The following is a 26,113-nucleotide window of genomic DNA, read 5'->3' as shown; positions in this document are numbered from 1 at the left end:
ATTAACAATTGTATAAAAGCAATAAACCCCCTAGCATCGAAAATCAACGGACTAGTCAATGTAATTACAGGGAGTAATTTATGTCTGATAGTGTAATAACTAACGAGCAGGCTTTGCGCCACCCCAAGAAGCTTTCAGATCGCAAGCTGTACAAACTGATCATCGCCTCCTCAATAGGTAACGCGCTTGAGTGGTTTGACCTTATCGCTTACGCTTTTTTTGCTGGCACCATTTCTAAACTTTTTTTTCCGACCGATGATGCCACGCTCTCACTCATGCTGGCCTTATTTACGTTTGCAATGTCATACCTTATTCGACCAATTGGCGCGATAGTGATTGGGAGTTATGCCGATAAATCAGGTCGTAAATCAGCGATGTTGTTGACGATTTGGTTGATGATGGGCGGCACATTTTTGATTGCCGTCATGCCGACTTACGCTAGTATTGGCATTTTGGCGCCAATCGGTATTTTATTAGCCCGTTTACTGCAAGGTTTTTCCGCTGGCGGCGAATTTGGCAGTGCAACAGCGATGTTGGTTGAACAATACCCTGAACGTAAAGGCTTCCTATCGAGTTTTATGTTTGCTAGCCAAGGAGTCAGTGGTCTATTAGGGGCGGGCTTTGGCTTAGTGTTAACCGCACTACTGACCACTCAGCAATTAGAAAGTTGGGGGTGGCGTATTCCCTTTATTTTCGGACTTCTCATCGGCCCTGTTGGCTTATATATTCGCCGTCATATTGAAGAAACCGCCGCATTTGAAGAGAAAGAAGAAGACCCCAAAGTCCCTGTGGCTGAGTTATTTAAATCACATAAACGCAGCATCATGTACAACATTGGCGCGATGGTGTTATCCACTTCTGTGACGTACTCAATTATCTTTATGCCAACTTATGCGAGCAAGTTTTTAGGTATGAGCAGCTCGATTGGCTATGGGGGCACATTAATTAGTTACGCGGTCTTGACGGTGCTCACTCCATTTGTCGGCACACTGTCCGATAAGTTTGGTCGTACACGTATCATGATATTCGCCTCCAGTTTATTCTTCTTAACCGTATACCCGGCTTTCACGCTGCTCTCCACCAGCCCGACGTTGGTCATGCTTGCGAGTGTTCTGTTTTGGCTTAGTATTCTTAAAGCTATGTACTTTGGCGGCTTACCAGCATTAATGTCGGAACTGTTCCCAACACACGTACGAGCTACCGGTATGTCGCTAAGCTATAACATCGCAACGACTGTGTTTGGCAGCTTTACGCCTGCATTACTTGTATGGTCGATTAGCGCGACTGGCGATTTACTCGCGCCAAGCTATTATCTATTAGCCGCCTGTAGTGTCAGTATCATTACTATGTTTGCGATTCGTAAAGACTTCAAATTGCACTGATACATTTGATCAACATGAAAAAGGGGCTCCTCTATAGGAGCCCCTTTGCTATGGTATAAAAATCAGTTTAACACGGCCAAGCGTCACCTAAATCCCAAAAAACACCGGCTGCAGAGGCCAGTCCTTGCTCTGCGACACTAACCAATATGTGCTCGTCCGGCGCATGTTGGTTACAAGACGGATAAGAGTGTGGCATCCATACTGTAGGCAAAGCTAACACATCGGCAAAACAATGATTTGGGATCGTGCCCCCTAAGTTGGGTAAGACAGTGACTTCTTGCTCTAATGAGGCTTGCATCGAGTTTTGCACAAAGCTCACCCATGGATGAGTTGGGTCTAGGCGCGTCGCGTTATAGCCCCCTTCATAAATCACTTCAATATCCTCCATATCTTGGGATACAAAATGATCCTGTAAATTCGCCACCAAATTCTCCCAATCGGTTCCCGGAACAATACGTAAATGACACACTGCTTCCGCCGAATCAGGAATCGCGCCAACTGGCTTAACAATGTTACCCGCTCCCAACGCAATCACTTCTAAAGTATTCGAGCCAAACAATCGCTCACCTTTAGTCAGGTGGGTTTCGCCCCAGTCATTATTCAAATTTGGATCGCCTGCATTGCCGCCCACTGGTAACGCTTGCATTATACTGGCCGCTAAACCTTGTGGCGCTGGTGCTTTGAGCGAAGCAGGTAGCACTTGGCCTGTTTTAGAAACTAACGTGGCTAACGCATGATTAAGCCGGATAGCCGCATTAGTAATCACGCCCCCCCAGTTTCCGGAATGGCGTGCACCATTGCCAGTTTGACAACGTAGCCGGAATTGGCATACACCACGAGATCCTAAGAAAATAGTCGGTGTCGCTGCGTTTAAACGCGGCCCATCGGAAGCCAAAAATAAATCAGCGTGCAGCGCGTCTTTATGTTCACGACAAAACTGCTCTAAGCCAGTTGACCCCACTTCTTCACTCATTTCAAATAGCACTTTAACGTTATAACCTAAGTGCCCGTCACGTTGCTTAAGCACCGTGGCTAATGCCATTAAATTGATGGTATGTTGGCCTTTATTATCCGCCGTACCGCGGCCAAATAACTTGTCGCCGATCTGCGCCATCTTCCAAGGGTGGGTACCTTCCATCCACAATTCAGCTTGACCATCGGTAACATCACCATGCCCGTATAACAATAATGTTTTACTCGATGCAGATTCAATACGTGTTGCGATCATCAAGGGCGGTTTGCCTGCCACTGGGTTATCGAATTGTTCACACTCAAAGCCCAATTGAGTCATGTAAGGCTGGATCTCTTGCTTGAGATAAGCGGATAATACCTCTGCGGCATCTGGGTTCTGGCTTTCCGTTTCCATCGCCACACGTCGTGCAAGCGTTTGGTAAAACTCACCATTATTGATATTGTCTTTAGCCTGCGTAATCGCACTGGCACGGTCGCTCAATTGTGGCATCTTTTATCCCTGTTTTTGCGTAAAACGCTCGATTTATTCATACCAATTAGCATATGATGACTAAATCTTTGCCACAATTATCAATTAAGCAAAAAATTGTTATCAAAAATAGAAAGCGTGATTATGCATGATTTATCATTAAAATATTTTCACTCCGTAGCACAAACTGGCTCTCTTTCAGCAGCATCGTCACAAATGCACGTCGCCATATCTGCCATCAGTCGACAAATCAGTCAGTTGGAAGCGCAGCTTGATGTCTCGCTATTCGACAGAAAGCCCCGAGGTATGGCATTAACGCCTGCAGGCGAGATTTTGTATACCTACTCACTACGCAATACGGTAGAACTGAGCAATGTCATTTCGGAAATGCAGGAATTGGACAGCATCAAGATGCAATCTATTGCGTTGGCGAGCCCTGAAGGTATGGCCTGGGATTTTTTACCTTACGTGATGGCACGTTTTCGCGAGCACTATCCAAATGCAATATTTTCCCTAAAAGTCGTTGATTCAGCAGACGCGACTAAGCTCGTCAAAGAAGGAGTGGTCGATGCAGCGCTCACTTTCAGCTTGCAAGTTGAGCAAGGGGTAGCCGTCGCCCTACAATCGCCCTCGCCCATTTCCGCCTTACTTAACGCGCGACATCCTTTGGCCCACAACACGCAACTCAGTGTTCGTGATTTAGCCAAGTATCCACTGGTTATGTCGGAGCCAGGGACCACTCTAAATTATTTATTTGATATTGCTTGCCATTTAGAAGGCATTAGTATTGTGCCCGCGCTGACGACTAACTCTATGGGAGCACTGTATACCTATGCAAGAGAGAATAGTGATGCCATTGCACTATGTAGTGATCTAAGTGCTAGCCGGTTGGCCAAGCAAGATGGGTTAGTATTAATACCGATGCAAGAGCCATCGTTATCACAACGCAGTATTCAACTGCAAGTAATGTCACATCGAACTCCGCCCACTATCGTAAACGAGTTTTTGAGTTTTCTCGGGAATATGCTGAGAGATGGCAGGGAAAGTTCATAGGTAACCATCGCCAGTGAAAGCGATATTAATAATGGTGTGACTTAGCAGGAATACGCTGATTTTTTACTAAGCCACGCCGCACATTTTTACACATTTTTCCAAACCGGCGCAGTTCATCAAAGGTCGGCGTAATACCACAACTTATTGCGTGTTCCCAGTAACTGAGCTCGGTATCGACCAACTCCATTAACTTTTTCGGGCATCCTTGACATTCATTATCTGGACCACATACAAATGTATCAGCTTGGTATAAAGGAAACTCAGCTTTTACCGCTTCGATAATGTCATGCATCGCTGTAATACGATCGGGCTTGTTTGCCATAACCACCTCAATAGTCACAATATTAAAGAGGTTATTATAACGAGATTGTAAACCGAAAATGCGAAAGACTTAACAGAATATGGGATAAACAACCCTCAAAGAATCACCGCCGATAACCGTGGCATATGACTTTTAAACAATGCGCGCAATTGAGCACTCAATAATTCGGCCGTCGCCAATGCATCAATAGAAGCGGAATGCGCCGCATAATCGGGTAGCTTATAGCGTTGCCTTACCTCATTTAACTGTAACTGCGTGGTAGTGTCTGTGCGACCATGAAACGTATGACGCTTTTCAATACATAATGTGTCTATCCACCAACAAGGGAACTCTGGTAACTGATAACGACGCTGAACATACGCATCGATAAAAGCTTTTTCTATACATGCACCATGGACTAAGGCAACTTTTCCGGCTAATTGGGCAAAGAGCATATCCATAACACTATCCAAGTCTTGCCCTTGAGCTAATAGGTTAGGCATTAATTGGTGTACCTCCGCTGAGCGAGCATTCACATAGCAATGATAATGGATGTAATGCTCTTCACTGGCGTTAGTATCCATGACTTGATCGCTCATCGGTACCCAGCCGACACTCAATATTTGATCGTGCTTTGCATCCATTCCGGATGTTTCAAAATCAAACGCTAATAAATAGCTCTCACTCACGAAATGATGAATATCAGGTAACGGCACACTGGCAAATTTTGCCATTCCTGGGGCTAAATCTGTCCGTTGACAGAGATGTTGATGGATTTTTTCAATCCGGTGAACCGAGCTAAACCGCTGTGTAAAGAACTTAAACATCCCTATTACCCCTTGATAAATCTCAGTTTAGCGACATCCTGCAACTCACTAATAATTTTAAAGGCGTCTTTTAAATGTTTGCGTTCGAAGCTACTGAAACAATCCGGTTCAATATGATTATCAGGAGTTTTATTTTGTTTAATGGCGTGTAATTGGTGCTGAAAACGAACTTGCGTAATAAATTTATAAGCGCCAATGATGTTTTGGCAGCTATCTTCGGACATCGTCCCCTGCTGGGCGGCATACTTAAAGCGCGCCTCGGTACTGGTCATACTCCCACCTGCAGACAGTGAAAAAATACGCGCCAGATCGATAATCAAATTTAACGCATACTTTTTGATATTCAGCGTATTACTATTTTCGCCACCTTTTTCTAAAACTAAATTATTGAAAATACCCAGTGGTGGCTGAGTTTCAATAGCATCACGTACTAAAGCCGGTAAAAAGCTTGAGTTATTCTGAATACATTGATGTAAATGCTGCTGCATATCAGCAACCATATCAAGATCGCCATAAATTCCTCGGACTTCAAGAAAGACACTGATACTTAATAATTTATTATATTCAGGACTAGCCACCCATTTACTATAATACGCTTTCCACATTGGCAATGGTTGACACCATTTCGGTGACGCCGCCATATATTTACCGTCACATAATGGATAACCACAAGCGGCAAGCCCATTGCAGACTCGTATCGCGAGATGTCGAAAATATAATTGATACTCAGGTTTAGCATCATCGGCTAAGACCAATGCACTATCTTGATCCGACAACATATGTACTTCGTTTCTAGCATGAGAGCCTGCAACCACCCAAGCATATCGACAAGGTGGCGGTCCGAGTAAAGCCTCACTCATTTGAATAAGACGCCGAGTGAACGCATCCATAATCATAGACATCACTCGCCCTTGTACTTCCGCACTCACACCACTCTCAACTAATGCCTGAAAAATTACATACTTTTCATCTTTCAACGCGAACAAGGCTTGCTCTGAACTGGCATATTTAATTTTCTCTACCAAGAAAAGCGCCTGAGTTTTATGATTATGAACAAGGTGTGATGTCGTCAATAAACCAACAACATGCTCCTCACGCATGACGGGTAAACAACGAATATTTTGTTCAAGCATGAGGGAAATAGCTTGAATAACGTTATCGTCAGCTTGGATAAGTTGCGGGTTTTTCGTCATGACTTCTTCAATAGGTCGATGTATATCAACCCCTGTTGCAACGACTGTGCGTGTCATATCGCGATCGGTGAAAATACCGATGACTTCTCCCGCTGACTGTACTACTGCGCAGGAACTATGCACAGACTTATCACAGCCACTCATCAGCTCCGCTACTTGACGAATCGATGTGCCCAAATCAACAATAGTAATATTATCGCTTGCCACTTCAGAGACTCGGCGATAAAACAGCCCCTTATCACCTTCCTCATCACCAAAGCTAACGGCGGAGTTTAGGCGCCGTTTCGCTTGTCCAGCAAAGTAATCGGCAAACTCGGGATGCTCCGCACAGACTTTTTGCACTTGATGATGCGGAACGAGATACAAAAGCGAATCTTCAATTGCGGTAGCTTGATAGCCATCTTCTGCGTGACTCAGCGGTGCTAAAAATGTAAAACCAAATTGATCCTCCGCCCCCAAACGTGCTCGCAGTTGTCCATTAGGATGCCGTTGCTCAATAGCTCCAGTTCGAATGATATAAAGGAACTTATCCATACACAGCGCATTGAATTCTATGCGCTCACCTATGGCTAAATAACGCACTTTTACGTGTTCAGCCAACGACATAACAATGTCAGCAGGGATTTTATCGAATGGATCAAGACGAATTAAAAAATCATAAATATTTGGCGTTATTAAAGAACCCAAGCGCACCCCCAATTTAAAACGGCGTTTTAATATAGGTATCATATAAAAAAGCCAGCACGATAGATGCTGGCTTTTTCACACTTTTTCTATACTGGATACTCGTAAAAACCTAGGCTTTCAGAAATATTACGACACGCCGTATGCAGCATAGCGACATAATCGTGCTTACGGGATTCTTCAAAACGAATAGTTGGAAACGACATTGAGATCGCCGCCACAACATGACCAAATCGATCATAGATAGGAGTTGCAATGCATCGCAAGCCTTGCTCTTGTTCTTCGTTATCTTCAGCATAATGTTGTTCACGAACTAACTCTAATTCTGATAATAACTGTTCGATGTCCCGCACGGTATTTTCTGTATGTTGTACAAATTCTACTCCTTTCAAAGTATTACGCACAAACGACTCTTCACGCTCAGCTAATAACACTTTACCAATAGCGGTACTGTACAAAGGATTACGCCGACCAATGCGCGAATACATGCGTAAATTATAGCCAGAGTCGATCTTATGCAGATAGATAATCGCGTTTTCATCTAAGGATCCCAAATGCAACGCTTCGTTAGTTTGATCATTGATATGCTGCATTTCTTTATTCGCAAGCGCGGATAGATCAATATATTCCAACGATTTAGAGCCTAATTCAAACAGCTTAAGCGTCAATGAATATTTATCGGCTTCCCCTTCTTGTGAAACATACCCTAACGTTTTCATGGTCTGTAAGAAGCGATATGTGGTGGCTTTTGACATCATCAACCGCTGTGATAGCTCAGAGACACCAATCTCCTTCTGCTCACCAAGCGCTTGTAAAATACTGAAAACTTTTAATACCGATGATACCGCTTCAGGTTGAGTTGATTTTTCCATGCACAATCCTCTTCAATTTTATCGTTATTATATCTAATTGTTCTTTACGTACCAGTATTTTTAAAAAGCCATTTTATAATTTTGAAACCTCACACATCCAATGGGAAAGAAACCCGATCCAAATCAAGATTTTTGAAACGGCTTTTCAAAAAAAATTGCCAAGCGTTTTTTTTTGGAACAAGATAAATCAACAAATCGAGATTGAGTCCACGTCTCTTCACCCGTTAGTAAGGAAATAATTATGAGTCTTGAATCATTCAATCTAAAAGACAAAGTCGCCATCGTCACTGGTTGCGATACGGGTCTTGGGCAAGGGATGGCATTAGGCCTTGCCAAAGCAGGCTGCCATATTGTTGGAGTTAATCTTTCTGAGCCAACAGAAACTCAGCAAAAAATCGAAGAGGCGGGCGTAAAATTTCTCGATATTCGCGCCAATCTCATCACTCTGGACGATATTCCATCCATAATTGATCGCGCTGTTACTGAATTTGGTCATATCGATATCCTGATTAATAACGCAGGTATAATCCGTCGCAACGATGCTATCGACTTTTCTGAAAAAGACTGGGATGACGTCATGGATATCAATGTGAAATCGGTGTTTTTCATGTCACAAGCGGCAGCAAAACAATTCATTGCACAGGGGAATGGCGGAAAAATCATCAACATTGCCTCAATGCTATCTTTTCAAGGTGGCGTACGCGTGCCGTCTTATACTGCAGCGAAAAGTGGTGTGATGGGGATCACCCGCTTAATGGCAAATGAGTGGGCACAGCATCACATCAACGTGAATGCGATTGCGCCTGGCTATATGGCGACCAACAACACACAAGCGTTACGCGCAGATGAAGAACGCAGCAAAGAAATACTCGATCGCATTCCTGCTGGACGTTGGGGGTTACCCGAGGATCTTGCTGGCCCCTGTGTGTTCTTAGCGTCCCAAGCTTCAGACTATGTGAATGGCTATACCATCGCAGTAGATGGTGGGTGGCTCGCCCGCTAACACTAGGAATAAGCTTGTGACGGTATATGAATGGGCACAATTGCTCGGTTTTATTAGCTTTGCTTTGGGCATTTCTACGTTCTATCAAAAAAATGACGGTAGACTCAAATTGGTGATGCTCCTGTTCAACCTGAACCATCTTATTCACTTTGCTTTGTTAGGTTCAATGGTGTCGGCGCTCAGTACCGGATTGTCCGCTTGCCGTACCGCAAGTTCGATTTATACCTCGTCTAAATGGGTTGCGGCGGGCTTTGTCATGATAGGTCTAGTGTTGGGTGGGTTCAACGCCGAACACTGGTACGACTTATGGTCGATTTCTGGCATGACAATAGGCACGATAGCCATCTTTACCTTGCAAGGTATTGCTATGCGAGTGGCGTTTTTACTTGGCGCCATATGCTGGCTAATTAATAACATCATCGTCGGATCCATCGGCGGAACCTTATTGGAAGCAACGTTACTTTCCATTAATTGCTTGACGATATTTCGCCTTTTTCGTGAGAAGAAAAAGACACTTCCGCGCCAAGCATTGTGACATCTAAAGAGAGGACAACATGTTTGTATATAACAAAGATGTAGAGTTAAGCGATTTAGGCGGCGGTGTCAGCCGAAAAATTCTCGCGTATAGCGACAATATTATGTCCTGTGAAGTGTACTTTGAAACAGGAGCCATTGGTGCGTTGCACCATCATCCGCATGAACAACTAACCTATGTATTATCCGGATCGTTCGAATTTACCATTGGTGATGAAAAGAAAATTGTTAACCAAGGTGATGTCCTTTATAAGCAGCCCAATGTCGAACACGGCTGCGTATGCCTAGAAAAAGGCGTATTACTCGATAACTTTACGCCGATGCGCAGAGATTTTATCGAATAAACACCCCCGCTATTGAGTAATAACGCGGTTTAATCCGCAGGAGAAATACGATGAAAATTGCATTGATGATGGAAAATAGCCAAGCCGCAAAAAATCCAACCATTTTAAAAGAACTGACCTCTGTGACTGAACCATTACACCATGAGGTGTACAACGTCGGTATGTGTGATGAACATGATCATCACCTAACATATATTCACTTAGGTATTATGGCAAGCTTACTATTAAATTCCCAAGCCGTTGATTTTGTTGTCGCTGGTTGCGGGACAGGTCAAGGCGCCATGATGTCGCTGAACGTTCATCCAGGTGTGGTATGTGGCTATTGTTTAGATCCGTCGGATGCATTCTTGTTTAATCAAATCAATAACGGTAATGCATTAGCATTAGCGTTTGCCAAAGGTTTCGGCTGGGGAGCAGAACTGAATGTACGTTATATTTTTGAGAAAGCGTTTACAGGTAGTCGTGGTGAAGGCTATCCAAAAGAACGTGCCGAGCCTCAACAACGCAATGCCAGCATCTTAAACGATGTAAAACAAGCTGTAGTCAAAGATAATTATCTCGATACGTTACGCTCTATCGATCAAGAGCTGGTTAGAACAGCTGTCTCAGGGCCTCGCTTCCAGGAGTGCTTTTTCAATCACTGTCAAAAAACCGATATTGCTGACTATGTGAAATCGTTACTTGATTAAGCTGTAATAAAATCACCTTTATGTTCTTATTTTTCAAAGCCAGCAAATCGCTGGCTTTTATTTTATAACCAAATGTATGCTGACTAACCTCCACACCTATGCCCATCAAATAACTTTTTCTTTACTTGGTTTGTACTTAGACTTTAATCACAAATAAATAAACCACAGTTTTAATTATATTGTTCTATGATTTCGTTTGTAAGATACTAACTCGCAGTAGATACTTTAGGAGATATACCATGAAAAAAAACAACATCGCTATTATTGGCGAGTGCATGGTAGAGCTGCAACAGGCAGGCGAACTATATAAGCCAAGCTTTGGCGGTGACACCCTCAATACTGCACTATACCTAGCTCGGCTCACTGCGCCACATGGTATCGAAACCGCATATTTTACAGGGCTAGGACGTGACCCATTCAGTAAAGCCATGCTCACGTCGTGGCAATCAGAGGCTATCAATACGCAGCATGTCCGTATTTCAGAAACAAAATTACCGGGGATGTACGCCATTGAGACCGCCGAAGATGGAGAACGTAGCTTCTATTATTGGCGTAATGATTCAGCGGCAAAATATTGGCTTCGTGGTTGTGATGCGCACAGTCTTAGTGATGAGCTCTCTGAGTTTAAGTGGATCTATTTAAGTGGTATCAGCCTAGCCATTTTACCAACAGATTGTTTAGAGACATTGTATGAGGCACTCGTTTTGTGTCGCGACAACGGCGTTCATATCGCCTTTGATAATAACTATCGACCGGCGTTGTGGGACTCCACTGCGAAAGCTCGTGAGATTTATCAGAAATTCATGGCGCTCACGGATTTAGCCTTCCTCACCTTTGATGATGAGATGATGCTTTGGGGCGATACCCAAGAGGATCAAGCGATTACCCGTGCCCAACAATGTGGCATTCAAGAAGTCATCATCAAACGCGGCTCGCAACCTTGTTTGATTATTGATGCAAAGCAACGAACCAGCGTTGCGGCGAATCAGATCGACCATGTTGTTGACACCACTGCGGCCGGCGACTCATTTAGTGCCGGATATCTTGCCAAAAGAATCACGGGAGGCTCTCCTCAAGCCGCGGCTCAACTTGGCCACCAGCTTGCTGGGAATGTTATTCAACATCGTGGCGCTGTGATTGCGCGCGAATTCATGCCTAATATGTAAAGGAAATCAGTAATGTGTGAGTTAGATAAAAAACTTAGCGCGATTAAAGTCGTCCCTGTTATCGCGATTAATGATGCCACGAAAGCAGTAAAACTGGCACAAGTGCTCATGGAAAATGGACTACCATGCGCTGAAATCACTTTCCGTACGAGCGCCGCGGTAGAGGCGATTCAACGTATTCGTGACGCCTATCCTGATATGCTGATTGGGGCTGGCACTGTGTTAACCACTCATCAGGTGGATCAAGCCATTGAAGCGGGTGTGGACTTTATTGTGAGCCCTGGTTTTAATCCCACCACGGTTAAATATTGCCAGCAGCGCAATATCGCTATCGTACCGGGAGTGAATAACCCAAGCTTAGTTGAACAAGCGATGGAAATGGGACTCACAACATTAAAATTCTTCCCGGCCGAACCATCCGGTGGTGTGGGTATGTTAAAAGCGCTCAGTGCGGTGTATCCCGTTTCTTTTATGCCCACTGGTGGCGTAAAGCCAAGTAATGTCAAAGACTATCTTGCACTGCCTAATGTAGTCGCATGCGGAGGGACATGGATGATTCCAAATAATCTCATTGATAATGAGCAATGGGATGAATTGGCCAAGCTCGTTCAAGAAGTCGCAGGCGTGATTCAATAATCTCATTTTGTCATCGCCTAGTAATAAAATCACTAAAGCCCATCCCTGATACTTCAGGATGGGCTTTTATAAGCTATCCCTATACGCTAGGCTTTCTTAACAAAATGTGCGGTGATCATCATTTCACCTCCCCCTGCAACTTTACAATCTAACTGATGATCCTTGCCATCAATAATGCGCCTTACCACTGCTTTTGTTCCAATTTTTAATACCTGCGAACTGCCTTTTATCTTTAAATCTTTGGCAACAGTAACTTTGTCCCCTTCCGACAACACCGTGCCGTTAGCATCTTTGATCATCACGGCTTGTTGCGCGTCACTCTCATTAGGGTTCCACTCATACGCACACTCTGGGCAGACAAGATGGGCGACATCCGCATACACATATTCAGAGCCACACTGTGGACATAGTGGGTATTGCATTACACGTTCTCATTGTTGATTCAGTCATACATCAATAACACGCTATGATACTGACCTCAACACAGGTACGCGAGTGAAATAATCGTGAGCGTTATCTAACGATGAAGCTCTGCTGTTATATGAGCAGAGCGTCATGAACACGATAAATGACAGTTTATTGGGAAACGATCGCTCGAATCTGCTGTACCGCTTGTTGCCCAGGAATATTGGCCTGCTGCTGAACTTGTGACGCCTTTCTCAACGAGTCCGTTCTATCGCCTGTCACCACGTTACCGGCTTCATCTCGCGTCTTGCCATCTTGAATAAAACGATTGTGATGTAATGTCTCACCATTGACCACATCGTTATACTGACTACTCACATAAAAACGATAGGATTCATTACTGGTAAAGGCGCCTTGTTTTACATCATCGGTATATGGGCTTTTACGAAACAAGTAATTGAATCGTTTATTATCAATAGCCACATTATTTTGCAAGGTTAAAGCTCCCGGATTAAAATTATCCGTAAAGCCATCCATATTATTGTGGAATGCAAGGCTATTCGTCACCGTATGTGGTACTGGCAATCCCTCACCACCCAATTTAAACCCATTACCACGGGTTCCTCCGATTGCTTTTACATGCAATGTTTGTCCATTCATATACGCAACAGAATCAATGATCGTAACCGCACCATTCGGTCCATCCTCAACTTTATTGAACAAATCATAACCATCGTCAATATTATGATGAGACACACAGCTAATCAGTGTATTGCCATCGCCGACACGCATTTTTACTGCAAAACCATCCGCATTAATTTGTCCTTTATCCATATTGTTATAACTTTCACTGTCTTTTACGATGTTATAACTGGCCCATAAAGCGCGGCCAATATTGCTGGGTGACGAAATTTGAAAGCCTGTGTCAGGCGCATCATGCGTGACCATCTTGTCAAATTCGTTATGGCTACCATGAACAATGAGCTGTCCGCCATCCACTTCTATGTTGGCAATGCGCCAATAACTGGCTTCATGTAAATATTGACCCGCTATACGCGCATGCTGACCTTGCGAACGCAATGTTTTACGGTGCTCGGGTGTACCACTTGCTTTAACCGGAATGGTCAACGCTGGGTAATCGCCATCTTGCAATACAATCGTTCCACCAGCTGGCAGTATATTAACCGCTTGTTGCAGTGTTAAATGTCCATTGGTCCCGTGAGGATTGACGACAATTTCTTTCCGATTAGCCATCGCTTGCTTGATAACCGTCTGTTGATAGGTTAATGGTGTCAAATCAGGCCCTTCAGTAGGCGTAAACACAACCGTAAACTGCGTTTGGCGGTTGGCTAAAGTCGCGTTGTAATCGAACATATCGCCAGCATTGACTTGCTGTGCGTCACTGGATCCACTGCCATCTTGGGTGACGCGATATACGCCAGAGTAATTCGCTCGTGCTTGTAGCGTATAATTATCACGTACAGAGATATCCGGTGACGCTGGCTGCACGATGGGCTGCACAAGCTGGGCATGGTAACGAGGCGCATCTGGCGTTGCAGCAGGCGTCAAAGTTAACTGAACATCACTGACTGTTATCTTCGCGTTCCGCGATGCAAAAAATCCGACATATTGATGTTTGGGATCTTGCATCTCAACGATATTGGCGTTGGCTCCACTCAACGAAAAAACCTTATGTGTTTGGCCATTAGCATAACTGACGGTGTAACCATTATCAGAGCGAGATAGCGTCATACGATAGGTTTGCTCGCTACCAAAAGGTACGCCTTGGATATATTCGGTGCGACTCATTCTATTTCCGGCTGTCCCCCAAGGCTCATAAATCCCTTCCCGATAGTTACCACCAATATTGACCAGACCATTATCTCCTTTTTCATTGGCGCGAATAATGTTCATCACCATATTTGAGGCAGCCGGAAACTCTTCTTGTCCTTGTGGCTGCGGATCCATGCGCGGTTTACCAATCACATCACGTACCATTAGCCCAGCCCCTTCTTGACGATTAGGTAATGCCCCTGTTTCTGGTCCTAATTGGTTTAAAACAACATTTGCAGATAAAGTGAAATTGACATCGGTCGGCAATTGCGTGTAGTAAAAAGTACCCCCTTCGTGAGAATTCGCTAATTTACCGCCACGACTTTCTATCATAAATTGAGGTGCAACGGGCCCAGATGAAACTTGTCGTCCATCGACAGTCACTTGGTTAATACCCACTTTTTCAGGTAAAATCGTTGAACCAAAATTCAAATCGGTTGATTGACCAAATGTAATGGCATGCCATGTTAACGTATCACTATTGGCGATGATGTCGTCACGAGACTGCGATGAACAGCCTCCTAAGATGAATACAGCCACGAGGGCCATAGCAACTGGCGTAGTTTTCATATCCTATTCCTTTCATTAAAAAACTCATTTTGATACCAAGTGCCAAATAAGCTTTTAAAGTGTTATTGCGAATTTAGAAGCTATATTTCATACCGATACGAATGCGTGGACGCCAGCTATCAGCGCTCGCTTTGCCGTGATAAATATAATCTCCTGACGCATAAGGCTTAATCCCTAGCTCCATAAAGGGTGACCAATTCCCTTCGAAACCGGTGTATGCACCTTTCACATTAATCTCAGAAAACCAGGCTTGGTGATCTTTCCAACGTGGTCCAGATGCCTCGGGGTTAAAGGTGTAATCAACATCTGTGGTGAATTTAAAGTTTTCAATACCTTTATAACTCACACTGAATGTCCAACGGTTATAATGGCTATTGTCCGATCCTGTATCATCGCCCATCATTTGTTTATTTTCATAGTGATAACGATGGCGGAATGATACGCCCCAATTCTTATCAACTTGATAACCAAGCGTTACGTTAAATTGATGTCCGACGCTGTCAGATTTCGATTCCCATTTATATTGAGGCTTTAAGCTCCACTTCTCATTGAAATGGTATAGGTAACTGATGTTGACTTGATTACCATTACCCGTTTGCATACCAAATGCATCCTCATTTTGGCTTTTCCATTTCGCTTCAACTTCAAAGCCAATGCCATTATCAAAACGATTACCCACAGCAATACGATCGGCCTGCTGTGCCGATTGGCCGTCATAACGCGGAACAAACTCATGGCGAAAATTGATATATGAGGCCTGTGCACTAACACTGACCATGGTAAAGATAACTGCAGGCGCAAGTTGCTTTATTTTCATTTTGAAATACCGTTTTATTTTTAATTAATCACCTTAATAAATTACGACTATATAAAATTTTAAAAAGTATAAAATACAAATTTTGTGACTCAATAAGCATGATTTATATAAAATAAAATTTTCAAAAACAACAAATGAACCAATATTTCATTTTTTATTAACAACAATTAACCATTCATCCAAACAGGTCAATATCTTTAGTTAATAAAAATTAATCTATTAAAAACAACGATTTAATATTAAACTTATATAATTAATCGAAAAAATCTTACAGCAAGAAGGCAATAACTACAGATTAACGGAGTAAATTCTAGATTTCCCCACCTCAAAGAAAAAAACATAACTTATTGTTTTTTAGTGTTTAATTTTCCAATTTAGATAAAAACCACAAAAAATCATTTATTACACATAATAAAATAATAACGATGCAATAAATAAAAAACAGTTTTAATGATAAGTTTTATATTGATAATTTTCGTGAAACCCATCACATATCAGTTCGAATAAATTAAAAATGAACCGATGTTTCGATTTTAATCACATTTAAAAGTGGTTTCTTAAAATACACTTAGTGAAAATTAAAACTCACTCTGAGGCTTGTTATGGAATACGATTATCTAGTGATGGCAGGTTACTTCACATTAATGATTACGATTAGTGTATTATTCAAAAAAATGGCGAGTAAAAGTACCAGCGATTACTTTCGAGGCGGAGGTAAAATGCTATGGTGGATGGTTGGTGCAACCGCTTTTATGACACAATTTTCAGCATGGACATTCACGGGAGCAGCAGGAAAAGCCTTTAGCTCTGGATTTGAGATCCTCGGAGTATTTGTGGGCAATATGGTAGCCTACATTTTTGCTTATTTATATTTTGCGAAACGGTTTCGCCAAACGCGTGTAGATACACCAACAGAGGGCGTCCGCCGCCGGTTTGGTAAGGGGAACGAACAATTTTTTACTTGGATCATTATTCCTCTAAGCGTGTTAAACGCCGGTGTATGGCTAAATGGCTTGGGCGTCTTTGCCTCCGCTGTATTTGATACTGATATTAACTTAACTATTTATGCCACTGGTGCGGCAGTACTTATTGTCTCTTTAATTAGTGGTGCATGGGGTGTGGTTGCTTCAGACTTTATTCAAACCCTAGTCGTCGCAGTGATCTCGGTCGCTTGTGCCATCGTAGCTCTATTTGCCGTCGGCGGACCGACCGAAATTATCGATAAATTTCCCGGTGGTTTCATTGTCGGTCCAGATATGAATTATCCATTATTAATTGTTGGCTCATTCTTATTTTTCATTGTAAAGCAATTGCAAAGTATCAATAACATGCAAGAGTCATATCGTTTTTTGAACGCTAAAGATTCCAACAATGCATCCAAAGCCGCTCTACTCGCACTCGGTATGATGGTTGTTGGTGCCGTGATTTGGTTTATTCCACCTTGGGCAATTCGTATCTTAGATCCCAATGCGGCGTTAGCGTATTCAGAACTTGGCAAAAAAGCCGGCGATGCAGTTTATTTAGTTTTCGCTCGAGACTACATGCCAACCGGAACCGTTGGCCTGTTAATGGCTGGCCTCTTTGCTGCAACGATGTCTTCCATGGATTCCGCGTTAAACCGCAACTCTGGGATCTTCGTTCGTAGTTTCTACGCGCCGATTTTACGCCGTGGTAAATCCACTGATAAAGAACAATTACGAGCAGGTATGATTGCAAGCACCGTGAATGGCTTGCTAGTGATTTTCTGCGCGCAATTCTATGTGTCGCTGCGTGGTCTCAGTTTATTTGATCTCATGATGCAAGTAGCAACTTTATTACAATCTCCAATTCTGGTTCCGCTATTCATGGCAATATTAATTCGTAAAACACCAACCTGGGCGCCATGGTCTACCGTCATCTTTGGATTGGGTGTATCGCTCATGGTGGTGAAAGTCTGGACGCCAGATGTGGTCGGTAGCTGGTTTGGCATGAACAACTTAACCGGTCGTGAAGCAAGTGACATAAAAATCATGACAACTATTGCCGCACACTTATTCTTCACCATTGGCTTCTTCCTGTGTACGACGTTGTTTTATAAGGAAGAAAATGACCCCTATGTTGAAACGACCAAATCCTTCTTCGAAGACGTGAACACGCCATGTATAGAAGAAGAAGGTCAAGACATTGTCGATCGCCAGCAACGAGATAAATTAGGCACATTGGTCATGATGATGTCAGTCGGGCTGCTCTTCATGGTATTAATCCCGAACCCTATGTGGGGACGAGTATTATTTTTATGCTGCTCGTTGGTGATATGTTTCATTGGCTATGCGCTCAAACGGAGTGCCAAAATCAATCAAGCCGTTAAACAAAAACCGATCGTGAACTAAACAGTCGGGCGGTGCCAGTCACGATGGCACCGCCATATCTATATTTGAGACTTAAACAACGATTTCCATTTGAGCAGTATAGGAGAATAATGATGGCAAAAGGCGACGTCGTTCAATTGACGTTTGAAACGTTTACCGATGAGGATACCCAAGCCAAAGTGACTCGGTTGACGCCAAAAGAGGTGATTTGTCACCGCAACTATTTTTATCAAAAATGTTTTACCCAAGACGGTCATCAGTTATTGTTTGCTGGCGACTTTGATGGTCAACGTAACTATTACTTACTTAATTTTGATACACAAACTGCACAACAGCTCACTGAAGGTGCCGGTGATAATACCTTTGGTGGCTTTCTTTCAACCGATGACACCTCTTTATTCTATGTCAAAAATGAACGCTTTCTGATGAAGGTGGATTTAAGTACACTTGAAGAATCAATCGTATATACCGTAACCGACGAGTGGAAAGGCTATGGAACATGGGTAGCCAATACAGAATGCACTCAACTAGTTGGGATAGAAATTCTTAAACGCTGCTGGCAACCACTGACCGACTGGCAAAAATTTCATGATTTTTACTTCACAAAGCCAACCTGTCGCTTGATCAATATTGATATAAACACGGGACAATTAACCGTCATCCACCAAGCGGATGAGTGGTTAGGGCATCCTATCTATCGACCTTATGACGATACAACAATTGGTTTCTGTCATGAAGGGCCTCATGACTTAGTCGATGCTCGTATGTGGTTAATTAATAATGATGGGACGCACTTACGTAAAGTAAAATCACATGCAGATGGAGAATCATGTACCCACGAATTTTGGATTCCAGATGGTAGTGCTATGGTGTATGTGTCTTATTTCAAGGGACAACCTGATCGAGTGATCTATCGAGCCGATCCGCATACCTTACACAATGAGCAAGTCATGATAATGCCCAATTGTTCCCACTTAATGAGTAATTTTGATGGTTCGCTGATGGTTGGAGATGGATGTGGTACGCCCGTTGATGTTGAAGATGAGTCAAATTACCACATAGATAATGATCCGTTTCTCTACATTATGGACACCAAAAAACAGCAAGCTATCCGCCTCGCTAAACACAATAGTTCATGGCAAGTCTTAGATGGAGATCGTCAAATCACGCATCCCCATCCTTCATTTTCGCCTCAAGACAAATCGGTATTATATACCAGTGATTTTGAAGGTCTGCCAGCATTATACCTGGTTGACGTGCCTGAGCAATTTCAAGCTTAAATGTCCCCTATTCTATCCTCTTTATCATCTCACTGGACCAACATGTTCATACTCACATTGATTGAGTATGAACATGACGCCTGTGCCCTAGTTTTACCCCGTATCATTTCTCAATACAGATTGTTTTCTTTCTTACTTATCTAGATTTGTTTGCCCAATTGCTTTAGTGTTTTTAACAAAGTAACCGCACAGGTAAATAAGATGGAACAATCGTATACAGAATTTAATCGCCATAAAAAGCAACTCACCGCAGCCTATGAAAAAGCTAGCCCTGACGTCATGGCTGGGTTTAGAAAACTGCAGCAAGCGGCGCTCAAAGAAGGCGCATTAGATATTAAACAAAAAGAGCTCATTGCGTTAGGTATTGCGATTGCCGTGCGATGTGACGGTTGTATTGGCGCTCATGTCGCAGGCGCGATTCAGCACGGGGCAACTAAGCAAGAACTGGTTGAAACCATTGATATTGCGTTATTAATGGGCGGCGGCCCATCGATTGTATACGGCTCAGAAGCGTACGCGGCGGTTGAAGAATTAATCAGTGCATAGTCACATCATAGAGTGATTTGCACGCCAAACAGCCTCTATATTGTGTATAAATACATCACAAGAGGCCGTTATTCGTTGCTTCTAAAGCCGGACAGTATCCGGCTTTAGAATCAGATAATTATAGATTTTCACCTTTGACGAGAGGATCTTTACGCAGCTCTGTTTTTTGTTGTCCTTGAATCGATTTCACCGTGTTAACTTGCTCGGTCACAGCGTGTTTTCCATCCAGGATTTGATAGGTCAAATGAAAGTCTTTTTTCTGATGAGCGCCGATCGTTGGCACTAAATCGAGGTCGCGCTGATAGCTACGGTTATACGAGAAACTCGTGCCAGGTTCGATGCCAGTGACATAGCCTTGCCCGATCGTGTCCGTATTTTTCCACAAGCCTAAAACCGGCAGTTCATGAACATTGTAGTGAATCGCCATCCCTTTCGTGGCTTTACGGTTATGCAAAACAGCCAGCGTGTTGCCTTTTTTATTCGCATAAGGATAAATGTTATACACCATTTCATCGAAACCACGCGTTGGTCCTAGATAAGTTTGCCAATCCTGCAAACCTTGCTTCGCATAATCATTAAAGGGAGAAATTTGTTTCACAGGGGCTTCTATTTTTGCTCCAGCTTCAAGTAAGGGTTGAGCAAAGTTACTGTGGTAAATCACTTGATACTCGTGAGGATAGTCGCCTTTATTGGTCAACTGGTCATGGATTTTAAACTCTTTTTTACCGGGAATAACACTCAGCTCTGTCCACGTTTGGAAATTCACTTTTTTAAACAGTTGCTCTAAAAGCTCGCCCCTAATATGAATAGCATAAGGCGCTTTTTCATCCACCGTCACGAGCACTTGAGAGGCTGGGGTATAGTCCGCACGGCCATGCAACGTCAACATGACGCCTTTGTCCTCCCCCGGGTGGCCCGTCCACTCGAAGCCACAGCGAACCATCATTTCATTGAAACCTTCCAACCAGCCAAGTCCATTACGATCTTCTAAGTTAATAAATTTAGGATTAACATGTTGTTTTACTGGCGATTTCCAACCTAAGGTAATATCGCCACTTTTCACTTGATAGATATCCATGCCACGCGTGGGAATCAAAGTGATCGTCATCACCCCATTATCAACGGTCAAAACTTTGACCCCATCCTGTTTACCACCATGTAATACCGTTTGTTCAATCTTAAATGGCTGAGCGCCACCCACATCCTTATTGGTCAGTACCCAGTGATCTTGATTGGTAATATCATATTGGGCAGCAAGGGTCGATGTGCTCGCGAGCGCAAAAAGCAAACCAGAAGTAACAACGGAAAATGTCTTCATAAAGAGCTCCAAGTTTTGTCATAAATCACAAGCTGAATCGATTCAGCTAGCAACTACAATTCAACGCGATTGCGTTTCTTTATACCCTATTGATTTTAGGAAAATTAAAACTTGAAGTGAGTCACCAAATAAATCATGATAAAAATTATTCAGTCACGATCAGATTTAAATCACATTTCATAAATATACGCCTGTATTTATTCCATAATTAGTAAATTATTTATAATAAATAACTAAAATTAGAATAAGTTCATTTATAGTTAGCAAAAACGAAAATATATAACATATATATTTTTCGTTTTTACCACAGAGGATTATATTAAATATCTAAGGAATACAACTCTTCAATAACGTATTTTCATAATCATCAACGGCTGAAATAATGACATTAACGATAGGGTGTCACTCATATTCAATAATGCGATATCAGAACATACTCTCGCCACCTAACTCCTCTGAATATTTTTCTATATTTCGGAAGCCATGTCATACAATTTCTAGCTCGCTGAGATTGTACCATCGACTATCATCAGTATAGTTACAGCGCTGCTGAAGACAGCAACCTATAAAAATAAACTGAAATAATAATGGCTAGGTAAATTGCATATGAAATACGCTCTACCGGGCATCGCATTAGCGTTGCTCACTACGACGAGTACCTTCGCACAATCCCAAAAACCTGACTTTTTCATTGGTCAACTCTCGTCTATCCAGACTAATCGTTCGACTATAGGCGCTGATCGTAAGCTTATTCGGGCAGAACGTGTGAGGTTTAATCAACTGACTAACTGTGGAAACACGGCAACATACATGACGCCCGATTCGGTTGGTGTCTCAAAAAAGGAATATAAACATTTTTTGCAAAAAACTTGGGCACTAGCAGAAGATGAAGAATACTTTTACATCAAAACAACGTCTTGCGATGGTCCTGGTAGCGATTTAATTACCCAAATTACACCATGCACAGCGGATCTTTGCGGTGCTAAATATGTTTCAGACCACAGCGTTGCCTGGTTTAACGAAAGCTTAGAACCTAGTTACAAGAGCTCTGCAGTTATCGGTGTGAAACAAACACTTCCTTATGATGATAAAAAAAGCTCTGGCATGTGGTTGGTTACTACATCAAAGATGGCAAACTCACAAAGCAAAAAGCAGTAGAAGGCTATACCAGCACAGACACACTCACCACATTCAGTTTTGTGGGTAAACAAATCGCCTATTTTCATAACGGAAGCATAAAAAAAACAAGTCATTACAACAAAAAAAGCGAATTAGATGGCATGACTACTCAATATTTCACGAATGGTCAGGTTCATCAAACGGTTCATTACACCAACAATGTCATTGATGGCAAAGTCACCACCTTCCATAAAAATGGTCAATTAGAGAATGAAGAATTCTATATCTTAGGCAAGCATAAAGATGGAATATGCAAGCACTTCGATGCTCACGGTAAACTCTCTCGGATTCATACTTATAAAAATGGAACCTACGACGGCGAATATATTGATTATTATTCTAACGGTAATAAAAAAACAGTCGCAACCTATGCTAATGGTAGGGTCTTGAAGCGCACAAAGTATTATACCGATGGCAAAGTACAGAGCACCTACGTCAAAAAAAATGGCGAGAGTTTATCCGAGCATTTCAATGAACAAGGCGTGAAAACAAAGCGTGTTCTAGAAATCTATAAAAAAAATCGATCTCATATGGCGGAGCGTGAACTGTGGTATGACAATGGACAACCACGCACCACCGAATATTACGACCCCGGTAACGTCAAAAATGGAACATTCAACGCTTGGTTTAAACATGGACAATTGCGTAAACAAAACGTGTTCAAACACGGAGTGCCCGTTTCAGAAAAAAGCTGGACGATGGAAGGGAAACCGGTCATAGAGAAAACGTATCAGCAGGGAAAATTGAACGGTAAAACAAAGCGTTGGGATGATAGAACCGGTCAGTGAATCGAAGAAAAACAGTATAAACTCGGCAAGCTGAATGGCTTACAGAGAGAATGGGACACTGATACTGGAAAGCTGATTAAAGAGGTAACGTATAAAAACGGAATCCCTGCTTCAGCACGCAAGCAATATGACGGTAAAACAGGTGAGCTTAACGTTGTTGAATACCTCGATCATCATGGAAAACTATTAAAACACTTAGTCGATGGTGAAGCGTCAGAGAAACGATATAACCATGGTAAAGTGACATCAGAAAGGTGCGGTTATAATACCCCACTTTACGACCCTGACGAGAAGCGCCGTAAAGCACAAAACGGTGACGGGTACGCTCAATTTAAACTGGGTCAGTTTTACCAAGGTTGTACGGCGGTCGAGCAAACTATGAAATGGTATAAAAAAGCCGCCCATAATAACAACCTTCAAGCAATTAATAAGCTAATTACGATTTATCAATCGGGTGACGGCATGTTTGCTTCAGTCAAAGACCGCAAAAAAGGCTGGCCATATAAAGAGCAAGCGGCAAAACTCGGTTCAGTTGATTACCAGCTTGATGTGGGTTTTGAATACCTTCCAACTGATTTCGCTAATTACCTGTTTGATGATTGGAAGCAAGACGGTTATGTTTCCCCTAATCCAACGAAATCGTTAGGTCTATTTGAAAAAGCGGCGCGACAAGGCAGTACACGGGCTATCTTTGCTTCTGGAATGATGTATCAATATGGAATGGGTACTACCGCTTCATCAGACAAAGCAAAAGAGTATTATTTGCAGCTGCAGAAGACAATGCCAAAGCTTTCTGCTCAACTTATTAACCAACTCGAAAACTAACGCTAACAATAAAGACGCCTGTATAAAAAGGCGTCTTATTGCTTAAATCAATAGAGTTTATCAATAAGTATCAAGCTATAGTATATCAGTAAAAATTATTATAACATCAATCAACAAAACCTGTGAAAATTCTAATCATCTAAAAAGTAAATATAGTATATTATTTGTTTTAAATTAAATTAAAAAACAACTAGACATAATAAAGGAGAAACTATGATCATTTGGCGTGGTTGGGGAATTTTAGTCGTATTAATTACCATGGTAATGTATATGGCCGTTATTTTTTTGGGGGAGTCAATATTTCATCAAGGTTATGCGATTCATGCGCAGTATTACCATGCTGTAGCAACCTTATTAAGTGCGATTGCAGTCTGGTTTACTGGACGCAAGCTTAATGGCGGACAAGGGCGCGAGCTACTAGATGAAAAAACTGGGCAAAAAGTCATCATGAAAAGCTCTCATTCATTATTTTTTATAAAATTTGAATACTGGGCGATACCTTTAGCAATTCTTGGTCTTTTATTTATGATCGCCTAATAAAAGTTAGTCAATAAGTCAGGGCACGAGTATACGGTGATAGATTGATAACCCAAATAAACCTCGTGCCCGACCTCATCATACTATCAAAGCATCCATACCATAATATTTAGCGCTCTCTTATAGAATAAGCAATCAAGTTCATCTCTCGAAAATAATGATAAAAAAACCAATACAAAGAATTAAATTAAGTAATAAGTATATTCTCGCCGTGTATCTTTGCTTCATTCACATTACATCATCATAAAACATCCCATCGATAGAGGAAATATAATGAAAACTACCGTATTCATACTGATCAGCAGTGCCGTATTATGTAACGGTTGTACACCCGAGTCCTCAGAGTCATCGCACAACTCCCTGCCATGCTTTAATGCCGATGCGTATCTAACAGGTAATCAGTATAGTTATGCGCTCTATCAAGATGGTAAGCACTATGCAAATCAAACCGTCAACATCATCAGCCAAACGGATGATAATATCCCTTTGATTAAAGAACAAAGTGTTACTTATAAACTAAACGAGGAATCAAGTCGCTCGACCCTTGATCGTACGTTCAGGCTAAATCTCGCTAAAGGAGCATATAGCGTTATCCAGACTCAGTCAGCATTTGACGATGGATATGGCGCGCAGCACATATATACACCTAATATGCCACAGCGGTTTGATTTTGAAACCGCCGAAGAAAAACATACCAACGAATACACGCTTAACAGCACGTTCTTTTCTCCATCAGATAAATCTCACTTTAGCAATGACATCACTCTGACGAGCCAATATATCGGTCAAGAAAGCATTACAACACCTGCAGGTCAGTTCACGACATGCCATGTCAAAACTATTAGTCAAAGACAACAAGGTCCTCACCCTGAAAAAAGCCGCGTTGCAGTCGACAGGTGGTACGACAATAAACGAGGGATATTGGTAAAATTATATGATCATAAAACCAATTTCACGCAAACACTCTTACGAGCCAGCATCAATGGTCAGCAATTGAGCGCGCCTGAATCCACTCTTAGGAAACTTAAGCTCACTTCGAGCACACACCCTAGACACACGCAAAAATAATTTCCAGCTCAACAACTAAACGATCGCGACTTACGGCCTTTATCGTTGTTCGGGCCAGTGTCATACAGGTCTCTGTATTGCAGGTTCGTATGATCTGGCATTAGGTTGCTAGTCGCATCGTGAGTAAAGAGATCATTCAAGTTACTCCGCACTGCAGTTAAACGAGACAGTGGGTCACAATCATAAAATGTATCAACGCGCTACTTATCTGCTGACTTGAAAAAGCGCCACTTAGCATTATCACCGTATTGATAGACCTTAGTACTGCCATCAGGGTATACAATGTTTACACTGTGTTCGTCGTAGTTCCAGTTGTGCTGGGCATCATAATCAATATTACTTCAGCTCCAGACACAATGGACATGTTTGCCTATAGGTGTATTTAATTGTTGGATAATAAGAACAAAAATAGGAGAATCAACTGAGCAATCAGATCACACCTCAATTCAAGCGCGATTACGTAGCCTAAAGCGC

General features: G+C 42.4%; 25 protein-coding genes. 16 read left to right on the top strand and 9 right to left on the bottom strand.

Annotated features, from left to right (window positions below; genetic code table 11):
- Positions 1-80: 80 nt before the first annotated feature.
- Complete coding sequence (locus OCU30_RS12895) at positions 81-1,382, top strand: MFS transporter (protein WP_077314634.1); 1,302 nt, start codon at positions 81-83, stop codon at positions 1,380-1,382.
- A 67-nt stretch (positions 1,383-1,449) separates the two neighbouring features.
- Here the strand turns inward: OCU30_RS12895 and OCU30_RS12890 are convergent, their stop codons facing one another.
- Positions 1,450-2,844: a M20 family metallopeptidase gene (locus OCU30_RS12890; RefSeq protein ID WP_077314635.1), complete on the bottom strand. Its 1,395-nt coding sequence runs from the start codon at positions 2,842-2,844 to the stop codon at positions 1,450-1,452.
- Between the two features lie 123 nt (positions 2,845-2,967).
- Between OCU30_RS12890 and OCU30_RS12885 the strand changes: the two genes are divergently transcribed.
- A complete protein-coding gene (locus OCU30_RS12885) occupies positions 2,968-3,876 on the top strand; it encodes a LysR family transcriptional regulator (protein ID WP_077314636.1) in 909 nt (302 codons plus the stop codon).
- Positions 3,877-3,901: 25 nt separating this feature from the next.
- Here OCU30_RS12885 and OCU30_RS12880 read toward each other — a convergent pair whose 3' ends face one another.
- The 4 genes from OCU30_RS12880 to kdgR all read right to left on the bottom strand — a co-directional run bounded on the left by OCU30_RS12880 (position 3,902) and on the right by kdgR (position 7,753).
- Positions 3,902-4,198: a hypothetical protein gene (locus OCU30_RS12880; protein WP_077314637.1), complete on the bottom strand. Its 297-nt coding sequence runs from the start codon at positions 4,196-4,198 to the stop codon at positions 3,902-3,904.
- A 95-nt stretch (positions 4,199-4,293) separates the two neighbouring features.
- Positions 4,294-5,004: an exonuclease domain-containing protein gene (locus tag OCU30_RS12875; RefSeq protein WP_077314638.1), complete on the bottom strand. Its 711-nt coding sequence runs from the start codon at positions 5,002-5,004 to the stop codon at positions 4,294-4,296.
- Positions 5,005-5,009: 5 nt separating this feature from the next.
- Positions 5,010-6,884, bottom strand: a complete 1,875-nt coding sequence (locus OCU30_RS12870; RefSeq protein WP_077315101.1) for a DUF294 nucleotidyltransferase-like domain-containing protein — start codon at positions 6,882-6,884, stop codon at positions 5,010-5,012.
- An 86-nt stretch (positions 6,885-6,970) separates the two neighbouring features.
- Positions 6,971-7,753, bottom strand: coding sequence for a DNA-binding transcriptional regulator KdgR (kdgR, locus tag OCU30_RS12865; RefSeq protein ID WP_077314639.1), 783 nt, complete (start codon positions 7,751-7,753; stop codon positions 6,971-6,973).
- Between the two features lie 241 nt (positions 7,754-7,994).
- On the opposite strand from kdgR, the gene kduD reads away from it, so the two are divergent.
- The 6 genes from kduD (at position 7,995) to OCU30_RS12835 (ending at position 12,125) form a co-directional block, all read left to right on the top strand.
- Positions 7,995-8,756 (top strand): 2-dehydro-3-deoxy-D-gluconate 5-dehydrogenase KduD, encoded by a 762-nt coding sequence (gene kduD, locus OCU30_RS12860; RefSeq protein ID WP_077314640.1) that lies wholly within the window; start codon positions 7,995-7,997, stop codon positions 8,754-8,756.
- Positions 8,734-9,291 (top strand): YgjV family protein, encoded by a 558-nt coding sequence (locus OCU30_RS12855; protein WP_077314641.1) that lies wholly within the window; start codon positions 8,734-8,736, stop codon positions 9,289-9,291. The genes kduD and OCU30_RS12855 overlap by 23 nt, the downstream gene beginning before the upstream one ends.
- A 19-nt stretch (positions 9,292-9,310) precedes the next feature.
- Positions 9,311-9,634, top strand: a complete 324-nt coding sequence (locus OCU30_RS12850) for a cupin domain-containing protein (protein ID WP_077314642.1) — start codon at positions 9,311-9,313, stop codon at positions 9,632-9,634.
- A 50-nt stretch (positions 9,635-9,684) separates the two neighbouring features.
- Positions 9,685-10,323, top strand: coding sequence for an RpiB/LacA/LacB family sugar-phosphate isomerase (locus OCU30_RS12845; protein ID WP_077314643.1), 639 nt, complete (start codon positions 9,685-9,687; stop codon positions 10,321-10,323).
- Between the two features lie 239 nt (positions 10,324-10,562).
- Positions 10,563-11,489 carry a 2-dehydro-3-deoxygluconokinase gene (kdgK, locus tag OCU30_RS12840; protein ID WP_077314644.1) on the top strand — a complete coding sequence of 309 codons (927 nt, stop codon included), beginning with the start codon at positions 10,563-10,565 and terminating at the stop codon, positions 11,487-11,489.
- A gap of 12 nt (positions 11,490-11,501) precedes the next feature.
- A complete protein-coding gene (locus tag OCU30_RS12835; protein WP_077314645.1) occupies positions 11,502-12,125 on the top strand; it encodes a bifunctional 4-hydroxy-2-oxoglutarate aldolase/2-dehydro-3-deoxy-phosphogluconate aldolase in 624 nt (207 codons plus the stop codon).
- Between the two features lie 86 nt (positions 12,126-12,211).
- On the opposite strand, the gene OCU30_RS12830 is transcribed toward OCU30_RS12835, so the two are convergent.
- From OCU30_RS12830 to OCU30_RS12820, 3 genes are all read right to left on the bottom strand, one after another.
- Positions 12,212-12,547 (bottom strand): zinc ribbon domain-containing protein YjdM, encoded by a 336-nt coding sequence (locus OCU30_RS12830; RefSeq protein ID WP_077314646.1) that lies wholly within the window; start codon positions 12,545-12,547, stop codon positions 12,212-12,214.
- Between the two features lie 154 nt (positions 12,548-12,701).
- On the bottom strand, positions 12,702-14,933 hold the full coding sequence (locus OCU30_RS12825) for a right-handed parallel beta-helix repeat-containing protein (protein WP_077314647.1): 2,232 nt from the start codon (positions 14,931-14,933) through the stop codon (positions 12,702-12,704).
- A 73-nt stretch (positions 14,934-15,006) separates the two neighbouring features.
- The gene (locus OCU30_RS12820; RefSeq protein ID WP_077314648.1) at positions 15,007-15,750 is read right to left on the bottom strand and encodes an oligogalacturonate-specific porin KdgM family protein; all 744 of its coding nucleotides are present in this window, start codon (positions 15,748-15,750) and stop codon (positions 15,007-15,009) included.
- A 602-nt stretch (positions 15,751-16,352) separates the two neighbouring features.
- Between OCU30_RS12820 and OCU30_RS12815 the strand changes: the two genes are divergently transcribed.
- From OCU30_RS12815 to OCU30_RS12805, 3 genes are all read left to right on the top strand, one after another.
- The gene (locus OCU30_RS12815; protein ID WP_077314649.1) at positions 16,353-18,119 is read left to right on the top strand and encodes a sodium:solute symporter family transporter; all 1,767 of its coding nucleotides are present in this window, start codon (positions 16,353-16,355) and stop codon (positions 18,117-18,119) included.
- 92 nt (positions 18,120-18,211) lie between these two features.
- Complete coding sequence (locus tag OCU30_RS12810; RefSeq protein ID WP_077314650.1) at positions 18,212-19,378, top strand: oligogalacturonate lyase family protein; 1,167 nt, start codon at positions 18,212-18,214, stop codon at positions 19,376-19,378.
- A gap of 201 nt (positions 19,379-19,579) precedes the next feature.
- Complete coding sequence (locus tag OCU30_RS12805) at positions 19,580-19,924, top strand: carboxymuconolactone decarboxylase family protein (RefSeq protein WP_077314651.1); 345 nt, start codon at positions 19,580-19,582, stop codon at positions 19,922-19,924.
- Between the two features lie 118 nt (positions 19,925-20,042).
- Here OCU30_RS12805 and OCU30_RS12800 read toward each other — a convergent pair whose 3' ends face one another.
- On the bottom strand, positions 20,043-21,242 hold the full coding sequence (locus OCU30_RS12800; RefSeq protein WP_077314652.1) for an aldose 1-epimerase family protein: 1,200 nt from the start codon (positions 21,240-21,242) through the stop codon (positions 20,043-20,045).
- Positions 21,243-21,848: 606 nt separating this feature from the next.
- On the opposite strand from OCU30_RS12800, the gene OCU30_RS12795 reads away from it, so the two are divergent.
- From OCU30_RS12795 to OCU30_RS12775, 5 genes are all read left to right on the top strand, one after another.
- Positions 21,849-22,400: a hypothetical protein gene (locus OCU30_RS12795; protein ID WP_077314653.1), complete on the top strand. Its 552-nt coding sequence runs from the start codon at positions 21,849-21,851 to the stop codon at positions 22,398-22,400.
- Positions 22,349-23,209, top strand: coding sequence for a toxin-antitoxin system YwqK family antitoxin (locus tag OCU30_RS12790; protein ID WP_077314654.1), 861 nt, complete (start codon positions 22,349-22,351; stop codon positions 23,207-23,209). The genes OCU30_RS12795 and OCU30_RS12790 overlap by 52 nt, the downstream gene beginning before the upstream one ends.
- 240 nt (positions 23,210-23,449) lie before the next feature.
- Entirely contained in the window at positions 23,450-24,034 is a 585-nt protein-coding gene (locus OCU30_RS12785) for a tetratricopeptide repeat protein (RefSeq protein ID WP_077314655.1), read from the top strand.
- 213 nt (positions 24,035-24,247) lie between these two features.
- A complete protein-coding gene (locus OCU30_RS12780; RefSeq protein WP_077314656.1) occupies positions 24,248-24,571 on the top strand; it encodes a hypothetical protein in 324 nt (107 codons plus the stop codon).
- Between the two features lie 273 nt (positions 24,572-24,844).
- Positions 24,845-25,639 carry a hypothetical protein gene (locus OCU30_RS12775; protein ID WP_077314657.1) on the top strand — a complete coding sequence of 265 codons (795 nt, stop codon included), beginning with the start codon at positions 24,845-24,847 and terminating at the stop codon, positions 25,637-25,639.
- Positions 25,640-26,113: the final 474 nt, after the last annotated feature.

This window comes from Vibrio palustris (genome assembly GCF_024346995.1).
In the GTDB taxonomy this organism is placed as follows: Bacteria; Pseudomonadota; Gammaproteobacteria; order Enterobacterales; family Vibrionaceae; genus Vibrio; species Vibrio palustris.
The sequence above is the reverse complement of the archived record's forward strand: the minus strand, read 5'-3'. Positions and strand labels throughout refer to the sequence as shown.

Bases quoted from the DNA above. Each gene is read 5' to 3' on its own strand.
- OCU30_RS12895 (WP_077314634.1), top strand. From the start codon at position 81: ATGTCTGATAGTGTAATAACTAACGAGCAGGCTTTGCGCCACCCCAAG.
- OCU30_RS12890 (WP_077314635.1), bottom strand. From the start codon at position 2,844: ATGCCACAATTGAGCGACCGTGCCAGTGCGATTACGCAGGCTAAAGAC.
- OCU30_RS12885 (WP_077314636.1), top strand. From the start codon at position 2,968: ATGCATGATTTATCATTAAAATATTTTCACTCCGTAGCACAAACTGGC.
- OCU30_RS12880 (WP_077314637.1), bottom strand. From the start codon at position 4,198: ATGGCAAACAAGCCCGATCGTATTACAGCGATGCATGACATTATCGAA.
- OCU30_RS12875 (WP_077314638.1), bottom strand. From the start codon at position 5,004: ATGTTTAAGTTCTTTACACAGCGGTTTAGCTCGGTTCACCGGATTGAA.
- kdgR (WP_077314639.1), bottom strand. From the start codon at position 7,753: ATGGAAAAATCAACTCAACCTGAAGCGGTATCATCGGTATTAAAAGTT.
- kduD (WP_077314640.1), top strand. From the start codon at position 7,995: ATGAGTCTTGAATCATTCAATCTAAAAGACAAAGTCGCCATCGTCACT.
- OCU30_RS12855 (WP_077314641.1), top strand. From the start codon at position 8,734: ATGGTGGGTGGCTCGCCCGCTAACACTAGGAATAAGCTTGTGACGGTA.
- OCU30_RS12850 (WP_077314642.1), top strand. From the start codon at position 9,311: ATGTTTGTATATAACAAAGATGTAGAGTTAAGCGATTTAGGCGGCGGT.
- OCU30_RS12845 (WP_077314643.1), top strand. From the start codon at position 9,685: ATGAAAATTGCATTGATGATGGAAAATAGCCAAGCCGCAAAAAATCCA.
- kdgK (WP_077314644.1), top strand. From the start codon at position 10,563: ATGAAAAAAAACAACATCGCTATTATTGGCGAGTGCATGGTAGAGCTG.
- OCU30_RS12835 (WP_077314645.1), top strand. From the start codon at position 11,502: ATGTGTGAGTTAGATAAAAAACTTAGCGCGATTAAAGTCGTCCCTGTT.
- OCU30_RS12830 (WP_077314646.1), bottom strand. From the start codon at position 12,547: ATGCAATACCCACTATGTCCACAGTGTGGCTCTGAATATGTGTATGCG.
- OCU30_RS12825 (WP_077314647.1), bottom strand. From the start codon at position 14,933: ATGAAAACTACGCCAGTTGCTATGGCCCTCGTGGCTGTATTCATCTTA.
- OCU30_RS12820 (WP_077314648.1), bottom strand. From the start codon at position 15,750: ATGAAAATAAAGCAACTTGCGCCTGCAGTTATCTTTACCATGGTCAGT.
- OCU30_RS12815 (WP_077314649.1), top strand. From the start codon at position 16,353: ATGGAATACGATTATCTAGTGATGGCAGGTTACTTCACATTAATGATT.
- OCU30_RS12810 (WP_077314650.1), top strand. From the start codon at position 18,212: ATGGCAAAAGGCGACGTCGTTCAATTGACGTTTGAAACGTTTACCGAT.
- OCU30_RS12805 (WP_077314651.1), top strand. From the start codon at position 19,580: ATGGAACAATCGTATACAGAATTTAATCGCCATAAAAAGCAACTCACC.
- OCU30_RS12800 (WP_077314652.1), bottom strand. From the start codon at position 21,242: ATGAAGACATTTTCCGTTGTTACTTCTGGTTTGCTTTTTGCGCTCGCG.
- OCU30_RS12795 (WP_077314653.1), top strand. From the start codon at position 21,849: ATGAAATACGCTCTACCGGGCATCGCATTAGCGTTGCTCACTACGACG.
- OCU30_RS12780 (WP_077314656.1), top strand. From the start codon at position 24,248: ATGATCATTTGGCGTGGTTGGGGAATTTTAGTCGTATTAATTACCATG.
- OCU30_RS12775 (WP_077314657.1), top strand. From the start codon at position 24,845: ATGAAAACTACCGTATTCATACTGATCAGCAGTGCCGTATTATGTAAC.